Raw genomic sequence first — 13,938 nt, forward strand, 5'->3', positions numbered from 1 at the left:
CGCCGAAAAAGTTTCGAAGGGTGAGTCGATGAAGCAACGCGCACGGTTCTCGCGGACCGCTGTCGTCGGTGGTGCCGCGCTGGCCCTGGTGCTGTCCCTGTCAGGGTGCGGAGAGGATTCCGACGCGGCCGGCGGCGACACCATCCACGTCCTGGTCTACGGGGACGCGGCGAACAAGGTGGAGAAGGAGCTCGTCGCCACCTTCAACAAGACGTCGAAGGTGAAGGCCGTCCTGGACACGATCCCGGGCGCCGACTACCAGGCCAAGCTGCAGACGATCATCAACAGCAAGCAGGCGCCGGACGTCTTCTTCAACTGGGGCGGCGGCAGCATCAAGCCGTTCGTCGACGCAGGCCTGCTGCTCCCGCTGGACCCCCTCATCGCCAAGGACCCGGACCTCAAGGCGAAGTTCCTGCCGTCCGTGTTCAACAGCGCGGTGGTCGACGGCACGGCCTACGGGGTCCCCATGCGCGGCACACAGCCCGTACTGCTGTTCAACAACGGCAAGGTCCTCAAGAAGGCGGGCGTCGAACCCCCGAAGACCTGGGACGACCTGCTGGCGGCGGTCGAGGCGCTGAAGGCCGACGGTGTCACCCCGATCGCGCTGGGCGGTGGCGACCGGTGGCCGACACTGATGTGGTTCGAGTACCTGTACGACCGCATCGCCGGCCCGGATCTCTTCCAGAAGGCCCTGGACGGCGACAAGGACGCCTGGGCGAGCACGGACAGCCGGAAGGCCCTGGGCAAGATCAGGGAACTGGTGGATGCCGGTGCCTTCGGCACCAACTACGACTCGGTGAAGTTCACCGACCAGGGTTCCCCCACGCTCCTGGCGACCGGCAGGGCCGGCTTCGAGCTGATGGGCTCGTGGGAGTACTCGACACAGCAGGACGCACACCCCGAGTTCGCCGGGAGCGACCTCGGATACAGCGCGTTCCCCTCCGTCGAGGGCGGCAAGGGCGACCAGGCGAACGTCGTCGGCAACACCAACAACTTCTACTCCGTGCTGAAGAAGACGAAGCACCCGCAGGCCGTCGCCGCGTTCTTGAAGCTCATGTACTCGGACCAGTTCGTCAAGGCGCAGCTCGGCATCGGCAACCTGCCGACGACGACGAACACCGAAGGCCTCCTGGACACCGCCGCCAGCCCCGAGTTCGCGAAGTTCCAGTACGACATGGTCAAGGCGGCCCCGGCCTTCCAGCTCTCCTGGGACCAGGCGTACCCCCAGTCGGCGGCCACCGCGATGTACCAGTCCCTCCAGCAGTTCTTCAACGGCTCGATGGACGAGGAGGCCTTCATCAAGGCCATGCAGGCGCTGCCGACCTCGTGAGCTCACTGAGATCCGGACTCGGAACAGCTGACATGACCCGAACCCCACCACCCTCGGCGGACAGCGGGACGGCCAGGAGGGCCGGCTCGTCCGGCATCGGAGCGGGCCGCCCGGGATTCCTCTGGGCGGCCCCCGCCGCCGTCTTCTTCGGCCTCTTCGCCATCGTCCCGCTCATCATGGTCGCCGTCCTCTCCTTCGCCAGCTGGGACGGTCTGAGCGACCCGGATTTCGCCGGCCTCGACAACTGGAGGAAGCTTCTCGACGACCCCGTCATGATCAAGAGTCTCTGGCTGAGCGTCCTGCTCACCGTGCTCGGGGTCGTCGTCCAGACCCCGCTCAGCATCCTGCTCGGGGTCTGGGCGGCGGGGCACCAGCGCAACCGGGCCGTCCTGTCCGCCATCTACTTCGTCCCGATGCTGCTGTCCATCGCGGCCGTGTCCGTACTGTGGCGCGCCGTCCTGGACCCGAACCTCGGTGTCCCCGCGCACGCCACATGGCTGTTCGGCGACGGCAACCTGTTCGGGACGCAGGCCACGGCCATCGGCGTCCTGGTCTTCGTCAGCACCTGGCAGTTCACCCCTCTGCACACGCTGATCTACCAGGGCGCGGCGCGCGCGGTGCCGCCGGTCCTCTACCAGGCGGCGCAGATCGACGGCGCGGGCACGGTGCGGCAGTTCTTCCACATCACGCTGCCGCAGCTCCGCAACTCGATCATCACCTCGATGATCCTGATGGTGGTCGGCGGCCTCACGACCTTCGACACCGTGCTCATCCTGACCCAGGGCGGACCGGGAAGCGACACCACCATCAGCGCGTACTACATGTACCAGAAGGCGTTCAAGAGCTTCGACTACGGAGCGGCGTCCACCATCGCCCTCCTCCTGGTCCTCGTCTCCACGGTCATCTCGCTGATCGTGGTGCGGCTCTCGGGCTACGACAAGATGCGCAGCACCATGGAGGGACTGTGAGGAAGAGCCGTCCCAACTACTTCGCCGGTTTCGGCTCACTGGTCTGGCTCCTCGTGGTGGGGCTGCCGCTGTACGTGATGCTCGTCGCCACGTTCCAGTCGCGCCCCGACTACGCGGCGAACGGCCCGCTGGCCTTCCCCGAGCACTTCACGCTCGACAACTACGTCAACGACCTCAACAGCGGCTTCGCGCAGTACTTCCTCAACACGGTCATCGTCACCGTGTGCGTCGTGGGCATCGTCGTGCTGCTCGTCCCGCCGCTGGCGTACACCATCGTCAGGAGCCGGGGCCGCGCCACCACCACGGTCTTCCGGCTGTTCCTCCTGGGCCTGGCGATCCCCTCGCAGGCGGTCATCGTCCCGATGTTCTTCATCATCAGCGAGGCCGGTCTCTACGACAATCTCATCGGTGTCATCCTCCCGACGGCGGCCTTCGCCATGCCGGTGTGCGCCCTGATCCTGACGGGCGTGATGCGTGACATCACCCCCGATCTGTACGAGGCGATGACGATGGACGGTGCCTCGTCCCGGCGGGTCTTCTTCCAGCTGGTGCTGCCGCTGTCCAAGAGCGGGGTCTCGACGATCGTCGTCTTCTCCGCGCTCCAGGCGTGGAACGGCTTCCTCTTCCCCCTCGTTCTGACGCAGTCGGTGGAGACCAAGGTGATCACCCTGGGGCTCTACGACTTCCAGACGGAACGCGGAGTCGACACCCCCGGCCTGCTCGCCGCGGTCGTCCTGTCCATGCTCCCCATCCTGATCGTCTACCTGTTCGCACGCCGGGCCCTGGTCCAGGGGCTCATGGGGGTAGGAGGAAAGTGACCGCCAACAGCGACAAAGCGACCGCCGCCACCGACCACCGCACCGGGCCCTGGCGCGATCCCACCCTCGCTCCCGAGGCCAGGGCCGACGCCCTGATCGCCGCCATGACCCTCCAGGAGAAGGTCTCCCAGCTCTTCGGCGTCTGGGTGGGCGCGTCCGACGAAGGCGCCGAAGTCGCCCCGTTCCAGCACGACATGGAGGAGGCCGTCGCCCTCGACGACCTCCTCCCGCACGGCCTCGGCCAGCTGACCCGCCCGTTCGGAACGGCCCCGGTCGACCCGGCCGTGGGCGCCCTCTCGCTGTCGCGCACCCAGGAGCGCGTCGCCGGGGCGAACCGCTTCGGCATACCGGCGCTCGCCCATGAGGAATGCCTTGCGGGCTTCGCCGCCTGGGGCGCGACCGCCTACCCGGTGCCGCTGTCCTGGGGTGCCACCTTCCACCCGGAGCTGATTCGTGAGATGGCCGCCGCGATCGGCCGCGACATGCGGTCCGTCGGCGTGCACCAGGGGCTCGCCCCCGTACTCGACGTCGTACGCGACGCACGCTGGGGCCGCGTCGAGGAGACCATCGGCGAGGACCCGTACCTGGTGGGGACGGTCGCCACCGCCTATGTACGGGGACTGGAGTCGGCCGGGATCGTCGCCACGCTCAAACACTTCGCCGGGTACTCCGCCTCACGGGCCGGCCGCAACCTCGCCCCCGTGGGCATGGGGGCGCGGGAGCGGGCCGACATCATCCTGACCCCGTTCGAGATGGCCGTACGCGAAAGCGGCGTACGGTCCGTCATGCACGCCTACACCGACACCGACGGAATCCCCTCCGCGGCCGACGGGCCGCTGCTGACCGGACTGCTCCGCGACACCTGGGGCTTCGAGGGGACCGTCGTCGCGGACTACTTCGGCATCGCGTTCCTGAAGACGCTGCACGGCGTCGCGGGGACCTTCGGGGAGGCGGCCGGTGCGGCGCTCGGCGCGGGCGTGGACGTGGAACTGCCGACCGTCAGCACGTTCGGCAGCCCGCTGACCGACGCGATCGCCAAGGGGCTCGTACCCGAGGCGCTGGTGGACCGCGCGGTACGCCGAGTGCTGGTCCAGAAAGCTCAGTTGGGGCTGCTGGACGCGGACTGGAGGCCGGTGCCGCCGGTGCTCGCCGCCGCGGAAGTGGAAGGCCGCGTGGGCGGATCGGCGGGCGGAGACTCAGAGGGGCTGCGCGGGACCGTGCGTCTCGACACCGACGAGAACCGCGCGCTCGCCCGCCGCGTCGCCGAGCAGGCCGTCGTACTCCTGCGCAACGACGGCACCCTGCCCCTGACGGCGGAAGCGGCCGCCGGAGCCCCGGCCCGTATCGCCCTCATCGGGCCCAACGCCGACACCCCGACGGCGGTCCTCGGCTGCTATGCCTTTCCCGTCCACGTGGGCGGCCAGCACCCCGAGACGCCGCTCGGCATCGAACTGCCCACCCTGTACGAGGCGTGTGCGGCGGAGTTCCCCGACAGCGAGATCGTCACCGCGCGGGGTGCGGACATCGACACCCCGGACACCGGGGGCTTCGATGATGCCGTCGAACTGGCCAGGGGCGCCGACCTCGTGATCGTCGCACTCGGCGACTGGGCCGGTCTCTTCGGGCGCGGCACGAGCGGGGAGGGCTGCGACGCGGAGAACCTGGCACTCCCCGGTGTCCAGCAGCAGCTGCTCGACGCCCTCCTCGACGCGGGCACCCCCGTCGTCGTCGTCCTGCTCGCCGGACGCCCCTACGCCCTCGGGCGCGCGGTGCATGAGGCGGCCGCGATCGTGCAGTCGTTCTTCCCCGGCGAGGAAGGAACGAGGGCCATCGCCTCGGTGCTCAGCGGTCGCACCGACCCGTCCGGCCGACTGCCCGTCAGCGTGCCGCGCCACCCGGGCTCCCAGCCCTCCACCTACCTGGCGGCGCGGCTGGGCCACTCCAGCGAGGTGTCCAGTGTCGATCCGACCCCGGCGTTCGGGTTCGGCCACGGTCTGACCTACACCGCCTTCGAGTGGAGCGACCTCGTCGTTGAGCGTGGAGAGGCTTCTACGGAAGGGGAGTTCGCGCTCTTCTGCACCGTCCGCAACACCGGTGCGCGGGCGGGGACCGAAGTGGTCCAGGTGTATCTGCACGACCCGGTCGCCTCCGTGGTCCAGCCGGTGCAGCGCCTCATCGGGTACGTGCGTCTCGACCTGGATCCCGGACGGGCGGCCAGGGTACGGGTGACGGTCCCGGCGGACCTCGCGTCCTTCACGGGCCGCGACGGCCACCGGATCGTCGAGCCGGGCGATCTGGAACTGCGGCTGAGCGCGTCGAGCACCGACACGCGCCTCACCGCCCGGGTCACGCTGACGGGGCCGGTGCGGACGGTCGACCACACCCGGCGGCTGCACATGGGCGCCGCGACCGACCTCCTCACGGACGCGCCGCAGCCCCGCGCACACTGACCGGAAGGGCCTTCACGGGTGGGACGACCACCCGTGAAGGCCCTCCGGCCCGGCGGCGAGGACCTCGCCGAACACCGCAGCGACTCTCCGCCCGGCGAAGGACGCCCCGGGCGTGCCGCGGCAGGTGCCGACCGAGGCCCCCGCTCCGGTGGCCGTCGGTGAGCGGCATCTCGGACGCGAAGTCCTTCGGATACGTGTTCAGGTCCGTGCCGGTGAGGCCGCGCCACCGCCTCCCTCGCCCGTACGCGAGAAGCCGGCAGGTCAGGTCGACCAGACCACTTGGCCGTTGTGGACGATGACCACCTTGGCGTCGGGGCGGAGGACCATCTGGGCGCCTCCGAAATCGTGGGTCTTCGAGGCCCAGATGGCGCGGTCGTCGCCGTTGTGGATGACCAGGTTGCCGTCCGGCTGGAAGATCGCCCGGTGGTTCTCGCCGAAGGTCATCGCCGCCCAGATGGGCTTGTTCCGCTCGTTGTAGACGACGAGGTTGCCGTCCTGCTGCATCGTCATACGGATGCGGTTCGTGGCCCAGGACTGGCCGACCCCGATGGAGCTGGTCGCGGAGACCGTCTGGGTGCCCCAGTTCGGCTTGGGGGCCGCCTTGGGCGTCGGCTTCGGTGAGGCCTTGGGTGTCGGTTTCGGTGAGGCCTTCGGCTTCGGCTTCTCGGTGGGGGCGCTCGTCCGGGGTCCGGGCGGGGGCGCGGGTGCCGCGGGGGCGGGGGCGACCTTCGGAGGGGTGACCTTCTTCGGCTCGGTCGGGGACGGTGTGGGCTTCACCGCCACGTAGTCCTCCAGAGCCGCCGGAGCCGATTCAGGGTTGAGCACCGTGTCGGCGCTCCCGGCCACCGGTGCGGTCGCGGTGTTGCGGGGCTCCTCGTCGTTCGCGCTGCCCATCAGGAGCACGGGGATCGCGACCAGGGCCGCGCCGACGAACACGGCCCCCGCCAGGACCGGGGTGCGGGGGCGGCCTCGGTCGGCCGCCGTGAGCGTCCTGGTCTCCGGCGCGGTCCCGACGGCCGCCGCGAGGGCGGCGCCCTCCGCGCGGGTTTCCTCGGGTGCCTTGGCCGTCTCGGCCGACGCGGCGGGCTCGGGCGCACCGGGCTCGGGTGTGGCGGGCGCCTTCTCCTCCGTGGCAGAGGCGCTGGGCTCCGTCTCGGCCGTCGGCTCGGCGGCCGGTGTCTCCTTCGACGGTGCGGCGGGGTCGGCCTCCTCCACGCGGTCGGTGGCCGTCGCGGTGGTGGGGCCGGGGGTGGGATGCTCGGGGGGCATGCGGTGACTCCTCCTCGGTGGCGCGCCCAACGTAGCCCGTCGTGGGGGGAGTGGGCGGTGTCTCGCCCCGTACGCTCCCGTCGCTTTGTCCGCCTGCGCCTCACTGGTCCCGGAAAGTTCTCCGTTCGGGCAGTAAACGGGCACGTGGGCGGGCTATTCGGAGCTCCCGCCGCGCGCCGTGATCGAGGCTCGTATGACATCCTGTTGGCTTCCCGATCTGATCACTGTCGGCGGTGCGCTGAGAACGTCCGGCGCTCAAGAATTCGTACGGAGCCAAGAGTTCAGGTGGAGAATTCGACCGGAGAGCCGCAAGAGGGCCCACAGGGCGTTCCGTTGGCCTTTCCCGACGCCTCCCTGGTGCCGGAAGCCGTGAAGGACGCTGCTCGTCGGGCGCCGGGGCACTGGGTCGGGATCGTCGATCCGGAGTGGACGCAGGAGCGGACGCCGCCGGAGTGGGCAGTTCTGGGGGAGTGGCAGTCGGACGCGAGCGGGGACGTGGGGGCGTACCGCGCCAACCCGGCGTACCGGCCCTCGGCCCGCGTCCTCGGGTGGCCGGAGCCCACCGATCCGGTCGACGCGGCGGCTCAGCGGGCCGCGACCGGATACGGCACGGTCGACGAGGCGCTGGCCGCCCTCGCGGACGCGGACGTCACCGTCGTGCGCGGGCCGGACGGCGGGCCGCTCGTGGCCGCGGGGCGGGGCGGGACACCGGTGGTGCTCCTGTTCACCTCGTCCACACACGAATTCATGTCCGCGGCACTTCACCATGACACGGTGTCCGCACGGGAGCTGGCCGAGTCGGTGACGGCGGTCGGAGCCCTGTTGTCGGTCAACCCCGGTGCCGCGGCACCCCTGCTCGTCCCGGCCGACAGCCTTTTCGAGCCCCTGGACCCCGCCCCCGCGGCCGGGACGGGCGGCCCCCACTCGACCGAACCCCGGCCCCACACCACAGGGAGGACACCGTGACGCGTTCGTCGTCGTCCCCGAAGACCCCCGCTTCCCTTGAGGCTCGTACGGAGTCCGGTGCCGAGGGTGACGGCACGGCCGTGAACTCCGCCGCGGGCGTCACTCCCGTCGCCTCCGGTGCTTCCACCGTGCCGACCACGGCAGCAGCGCCCGACTCCGAGCCCGTACAGGCGAAGACCGAAGAGGCCGCCGCCCCGAAGGCATTGGAGGGCGAGAAGTCCGGAGAGCCCCAGGCCCCCGGGTCCGACAAGTCCGGGGAGTCCCAGGCCCCCGAGGCCGAGAAGCCCGGAGCACCCAAGTCCGCCGAGGCCACTGCCAGTACCGCCGGCACCGCAGCCGCCGAGCCCGGGTCCGCGACCTCCGGGGCCCCGGCCGACGCCGCGGGGGCTGAGCCCGGAGCCCGCGAGGCCGCCCCGGACTCCGATCCCGACCCCAGTGCCTCCGCCGCCGCCCAGAGCCGGCTCCCCGCCCTCGTGCGGACCATGAGCGCCACCGCCATCGGCCAGCCGCGGCAGGAGGCCGGTCCCGTGGGACGGCCGGGCAGGGCCGCACTCGCGGGCGCGGCGGTCGTGGGAGCGCTACTGGTGTCGGTGCCCTTCCTCGTGCTCGCCGGGAACAACGACGACGGGCCCAAGCGGACGAACGCGGCGGCGGCCGGGACCGTCCTCGACGGGAGCGGGCAGGAGGCGCCGGGCGAGTTCGCCGTCACCGCGCCCGAGACCAGCGCGCCCGCCGAGGACGAGAAAGGGAAGGGGAAGACGGACGAGGAGAAGCCGGAGAAGGGCGGCAACCCCGTCCCGGTCATTCCGCCGGCCGCGCCTTCCGGCGGCGGCCCGGAGGAGGCGAAGAAGCCCGGCGCCCCCAAGGACCCGCCGAAGCAGGCCGATCCGCCCAAGGCGCAGCCCGAGGCGCAGCCCGAGGCGCAGCCCAAGGCGGAGAGCGGCGCCGCCGAGAACCAGCCCGCCAAGGCCAAGCCCGCCGTCACGTTCAGCGGGCCCGTCTCCTTCCGCAGCCATCTCTCCGGCCGCTGCATCGATGTGCCCGGCCACAACTTCAACGACGGCCAGCCGCTGTTCATGTGGGACTGCAACGGCGCCGAAGCCCAGCAGTGGCGCTTCGGCTCCGACGGCACCATCCGGGCCAGGGACAAGTGCCTGGACGTGGCCAACGCGAACTTCGGCAACGGCACGCCCATCCAGCTCGCCTGGTGCAACGGCTCCGCCGCCCAGAAGTTCACTCTGAACGGGGCCCACGACCTGGTCAACACCGTCGTCGGCAAGTGCGTCGACATTCCGAACCACAGCACGAGCAGGGGCCCGTCCACATATCTGGTCCTGTGGGAGTGCACGGGCAACGACAATCAGAAGTGGAGCACCTGACCCGGAGGTCCGGAGACCCGGAGCCCCGCTCCCGGCCTCCGCGTGCCGCCCGGGCCAGGCATGATGGCATCGCCGGACCGCCTCACGGCCCCCGGCGGAAAGCGGCGTCCGGACAGGGCGCCGCCGTAGCAAGGAGGTTGGTGCGTGTCGCGCCAGGTACTGTCGGTCGGCCCCGGGGACCGCTTCTCGACGATCGGTGAGGCGCTCGCCGCTGCCCGCACCGGTGCGCTCATCAGCGTCCGACCCGGAACGTACGCGGAGAACCTGGTGATCCACACCCGGGTCACCCTCACCGCCGCCGAGGGCCGGGGCACGGTGGAGGTCCGGCCGCGTTCGGGCAGCGTCATCGCGTTGCGCGCCGACGCCGTCATGCTCTCCGAACTCACTTTCCGTGGCGGCGACTTGGAGCTGCCCGCCGTGGATGTGCGGCGCGGGCAGGCCGCGTTCGACGGGTGCGAGATCGTCGGCGCCGCCTGGACCGCGATGCTGGCCGGCGGTACAGGCTCCCTCGCGTTGCGGGACTGCCGGGTGAGCAACCCGCAGGGGGCGGGCATCGTGGTGACCTCCACCACGCCCACCACCGTCGAGTCCTGCACGCTCGAACACCTCGGCACCAGCGGCATCGTCCTCGCCGAGCAGGGCGAGGCCCGCATCCGCGACTGCACGGTACGCGGCGCCCGGGGCAACGGCCTCCTGGCCAACGGCGAGACCCGGGGCACCGTCGAGGACTGCGACATCTCCTCCACCGACAAGCCCTCCATCGCCCTGGAGGAGAACTCCGCCCTCTCGGTCGTGCGGACCGTCGTGCACGACACCAGCACCGGTGTGCACCTCAGCACCGCGGGCCGCACCACGCTGGAGGACGTCCGCGTCACCGGCGCCTCCGGCAACGGGATCGCCCTGGCCGGCGGCACCGACCCCGTCCTGCGCCGGTGCCGCGTCTCGCGCGTACGCGGTCACGGCGTGGTCGTCACCGACCGGGCGCGCGGCACCTTCGAGGACTGCTGGGTGGACGGCGCGCAGGGCGCTGCGCTGCGCGTCGCCGGGGCCTCCTCCCCGGCGCTGACCGGGCTGACCGTCCGCGACTGCGAGGGGGCCGGGCTGCTCCTGGAGGAGGACTCGGCGCCCGAGCTGGACCGCCTGGAGGTGATCGGCTCCTCGCCCGCCGTCGCGCTGCTCGGCGGCGCCAACCCGCTGCTGCGCCGGGCCCGTCTGGTCGAGCCCGCCGGCGACGGCATCGCGGCGACCCGGGACGCCCGGGGCCGCGTCGAGGACTGTGAGATCGTCCGGCCGAAGGGCGCCGGTGTACGGGTGGCCTCCGGTTCCACCCTCTACCTGGCCGGCGGAGGGGTCTCCGACACCGCCACCAGCGGCCTGATCGTGGAGGACGGCGGCAACGTCACCGTCCGCGACTTCCGCGTCGAGATCTCCGGTGAGGAGGGCGTGGTCGTCGAGGCCGGCGGCGAGCTGACCGCCAACCGCACATCCGTGCACGCCCCCAAGGGCCACGGCTTCCTGCTCCGCGAGGGCGCGCTCGCCTCGCTCAGCGGCTGCGAGGCGGGCGGCGGTGCCCAGGACGGCTTCCGGGTCGAGTCCACCGCACCCGTCTCGCTCGTCAACTGCACCGCCCGGGAGAACGAGGGCGGCGGCCTGGTGCAGACCGCTCCCGGCGAACGGCTCGCCGTGGAGGGCCTGAACAGCGTCAGCAACGGCAAGCGGGACGCCTGGGGCAGCGGCAGCGCCGAGAACACCGACCCGGCAGGCTCCGGCGCCGCCGACGGGCCCGCCCCCGACCGTGCGGACGGACCCCTCGGCGCCCTCAACGCGCTCATCGGCCTGGAGAACGTCAAACAGCAGGTCCGCACCCTGGTCAACCTCACCCAGCTCGCCCAGCGCCGCGAGCAACTCGGCATGCCCGCACCCCCGATGAGCAGGCACCTGGTCTTCGCCGGGCCGCCCGGCACCGGCAAGACGACCGTCGCCCGCCTCTTCGGGGCGATCCTGGCCGAACTGGGCTCGCTGCGCAGCGGCCACCTGGTGGAGGTCTCCCGCGCAGACCTGGTCGCCCAGGTCGTCGGCGGCACCGCGATCAAGACCTCCGAGACCTTCCAACGGGCACTCGGCGGCGTGCTGTTCATCGACGAGGCGTACACGCTCACCGCGGACAGTGGCAACGGCGGCGCCGACTTCGGCCGCGAGGCCGTGGACACCCTGCTCAAGCTCATGGAGGACCACCGCGACGACGTGGTGGTGGTCGCGGCCGGATACTCCCGCGAGATGGACTCCTTCCTCAGCTCCAACCCGGGCCTGGCGTCCCGCTTCTCGCGGACCGTCGAGTTCGAGAACTACTCCGTGCCCGACCTGGTCGCGATCATGGAGAGCATGTGCGCCCAGCACCAGTACGAGCTGGGTGAGGGGACCGCGGAGGCGCTGGCCGCACACTTCGGGGCGATGGACCGGGACGCCGGTTTCGGCAACGGCCGTGCCGCACGCGGGGTGTTCGAGGAGATGGTGGACCGGCAGGCGGTGCGGCTCTCCGCGCAGCCCCAGGTCAGCGAGCGCGATCTGCGGCTGTTGCTCCCCGACGATGTCTCCGCCACCGCCGTCGCGTCGGCCGCCGGGACCGCCGCACCGGAGGACGACCCGCTCACCCGCCTCGGCGACATGATCGGCCTGGCCGAGGTGAAGCGTGAGGTCGCCGACCTGGTCAACCTCATCACCACCGCCCGCCACCGGGCCGCCGCCGGGCTCCCCGTCCCCTCGCTCAGCAACCATCTGGTCTTCACCGGCCCGCCCGGCACCGGCAAGACCACCGTCGCCCGCCTCTACGGCGAGGTCCTCACCCAGCTCGGCGTCCTGCAGCGTGGCCAGTTGATCGAGGCGGCCCGCGCCGACCTCGTCGGCCGCTACATCGGCCACACCGCCCAGTTGACCCGCGAGGTCTTCGAAAGGGCCCGTGGCGGCGTGCTGTTCATCGACGAGGCGTACACCCTCACCCCGCGCGGTGGCGGCGCCGACTTCGGCCAGGAGGCGGTGGACACCCTGCTGAAGCTGATGGAGGACCACCGCGACGAGGTCGTCGTCATCGTCGCCGGCTACACCGACGAGATGGAACGCTTCCTCGCCTCCAACCCCGGCCTCTCCTCCCGCTTCCCGCGCCGGATCTCCTTCGCCGACTACTCCTCCGAGGAACTGGTCACCATCGTGCGGGCCCAGGCCGCGAACATGGGGTACGAGTGCGGGCCCGGTACCGGCCCGCTCCTCAAGGAGTACTTCGACGCGCTGCCCCGGGACCGCTCCTTCGGCAATGCCCGCCTGGCCCGCCAGGTGGTCGAATCGATGGTCACCCGCCAGGCGGGCAGGCTCAGTTCACTGGCCGCGCCCACCTTGGACGACCTGCGGATCCTCCTCCCGTCGGACGTCACGGCCGTGGTCCCGAAGGCGGTGCCCCGGTGAGGCCGCCCGTCCGGCGGACCGTCCGCCTGCTGTACGGGGCCTCTCTCACCGCCGCGCTGGTGGTGCCCTCGGCTGTGCCCGCCCAGGCCGAGCCCCTCTCCCGTACCCCGGCGGCCCTCCCGGCCGCCGACGGGGCGAAGGGCCAGGAGTTGCCCGGCATGCCCACCGCACTCGACCCCCGGGTGGAGGCCGTCGCCTGCACCCCCGCCTCCGGGGAGAAGGCGAAGAAGCACGACTGGTCCCGCCAGCGGCTCGACCTGGACCGGCTGCACCGGCACACCACCGGAGCGGGTGTGACCGTCGCGCTGATCTCGACCGGCGTCGACCCCGGGGCCGACGGACTCGACGGCCGCGTCACCGCCGAGGGCGAGGCCGCCGACGACTGCGTCGGGCAGGGGACGTTCCTGGCCGGGCTGATCGCCGGGACCGGCGGCTCCACCCGCCGCCTGGCCGGGGTCGCCCCGGACGCGAGGATCCTGGCCCTGCGCGGCACCGACCGGCGCGGACGGCCGGACCCCGCGCTCGTCACGGCGGCGGTACGGGCGGCGACCACCGCCAAGGCCGACGTGATCGCGGTCGCGGTGGCTCTCCCGCGCAAGGACACCGCGCTCACCCGGGCCGTCGCCGAGGCCCGCAGGGGCGGGGCGGTGGTGGTCGCGGCGGCGACCCCGGAGCCGCCCTCGCGCGGCTCCGCCGACGAGATTCCCTCCCGTACCTACTGGCCCGCCGGTGAACCGGGAGTCCTCGCCGTCGCCGACATGCTGCCCGCCGGCACCCGCCCGGACGCCGCCCTGCCCACCGCCGACATCGATCTGGCGGCACCGGGCGCCGGCGTGGTCTCCGGCGGGCCGCGCGGGAAGGGGCACTACCTCGGCGGTGGCGTCGCCGTGGCCACCGCGTACGCGGCCGGGGCCGCCGCGGCCGTACGCGCCACCCACCCCGAGGACGCCGCCGACGCGGTCGCCCGTCGGCTGACCGCCACCGCGTACCCGGCCGACATCCCTCAGCTGGACGCCTACGCCGCCGTCACCACGGTTCTCGGCGCCGCCGGCGCGCCCGCCGCCGGTGCCGAGCGGGCCGCCGAACCCGTGGCCGTACGCGACACCTCCGACACCGACCGCGCCACCGGCCGGGCCATCCTCTTCGTCCTCCTCGGATCGGCCGGCGTCCTCTCCCTCCTCTGGGTCGGTTTCGCCCTCACCCGGGCCCGCGCCCGGGGCTGGCGCCCGGCCGGGGCCGGCACGACCAAGGGCTGAACGCGTGAGGCGCCCTCCCGTCGGGGAGGGCGCCTCATCGGTGTAA

At 72.1% G+C, this 13,938-nt stretch carries 9 protein-coding genes; 8 read left to right on the forward strand and 1 reads right to left on the reverse strand.

The annotated features are described in order from the left end of the window. Positions 1-28: 28 nt before the first annotated feature. From AMK21_RS29580 to AMK21_RS29595, 4 genes are read left to right on the forward strand one after another with little or no spacing between them, the layout of a single operon-like run. The gene (locus tag AMK21_RS29580) at positions 29-1,330 is read left to right on the forward strand and encodes an ABC transporter substrate-binding protein (protein ID WP_073882242.1); all 1,302 of its coding nucleotides are present in this window, start codon (positions 29-31) and stop codon (positions 1,328-1,330) included. 32 nt (positions 1,331-1,362) lie between these two features. After that, positions 1,363-2,298, forward strand: coding sequence for a carbohydrate ABC transporter permease (locus AMK21_RS29585; RefSeq protein WP_073882243.1), 936 nt, complete (start codon positions 1,363-1,365; stop codon positions 2,296-2,298). Next, positions 2,295-3,116 carry a carbohydrate ABC transporter permease gene (locus AMK21_RS29590; RefSeq protein WP_073882244.1) on the forward strand — a complete coding sequence of 274 codons (822 nt, stop codon included), beginning with the start codon at positions 2,295-2,297 and terminating at the stop codon, positions 3,114-3,116. Before AMK21_RS29585 ends, AMK21_RS29590 begins: the two co-directional genes overlap by 4 nt. Continuing rightward, complete coding sequence (locus AMK21_RS29595; RefSeq protein ID WP_073882245.1) at positions 3,113-5,566, forward strand: beta-glucosidase; 2,454 nt, start codon at positions 3,113-3,115, stop codon at positions 5,564-5,566. Before AMK21_RS29590 ends, AMK21_RS29595 begins: the two co-directional genes overlap by 4 nt. A gap of 261 nt (positions 5,567-5,827) precedes the next feature. Here AMK21_RS29595 and AMK21_RS29600 read toward each other — a convergent pair whose 3' ends face one another. After that, positions 5,828-6,835 (reverse strand): mannose-binding protein, encoded by a 1,008-nt coding sequence (locus AMK21_RS29600; protein ID WP_073882246.1) that lies wholly within the window; start codon positions 6,833-6,835, stop codon positions 5,828-5,830. A 333-nt stretch (positions 6,836-7,168) separates the two neighbouring features. Between AMK21_RS29600 and AMK21_RS29605 the strand changes: the two genes are divergently transcribed. The 4 genes from AMK21_RS29605 to AMK21_RS29620 all read left to right on the forward strand — a co-directional run bounded on the left by AMK21_RS29605 (position 7,169) and on the right by AMK21_RS29620 (position 13,892). Then, entirely contained in the window at positions 7,169-7,801 is a 633-nt protein-coding gene (locus AMK21_RS29605; protein ID WP_107430010.1) for a type VII secretion system-associated protein, read from the forward strand. Next, positions 7,798-9,180, forward strand: a complete 1,383-nt coding sequence (locus tag AMK21_RS29610; protein ID WP_073882248.1) for an RICIN domain-containing protein — start codon at positions 7,798-7,800, stop codon at positions 9,178-9,180. The genes AMK21_RS29605 and AMK21_RS29610 overlap by 4 nt, the downstream gene beginning before the upstream one ends. Positions 9,181-9,324: 144 nt before the next feature. After that, positions 9,325-12,636: a right-handed parallel beta-helix repeat-containing protein gene (locus tag AMK21_RS29615; protein ID WP_073882249.1), complete on the forward strand. Its 3,312-nt coding sequence runs from the start codon at positions 9,325-9,327 to the stop codon at positions 12,634-12,636. Then, positions 12,633-13,892 (forward strand): S8 family serine peptidase, encoded by a 1,260-nt coding sequence (locus AMK21_RS29620; protein WP_073882250.1) that lies wholly within the window; start codon positions 12,633-12,635, stop codon positions 13,890-13,892. Before AMK21_RS29615 ends, AMK21_RS29620 begins: the two co-directional genes overlap by 4 nt. Positions 13,893-13,938: the final 46 nt, after the last annotated feature.

The organism is Streptomyces sp. CB00316, from assembly GCF_001905595.1.
In the GTDB taxonomy this organism is placed as follows: domain Bacteria; phylum Actinomycetota; class Actinomycetes; order Streptomycetales; family Streptomycetaceae; genus Streptomyces.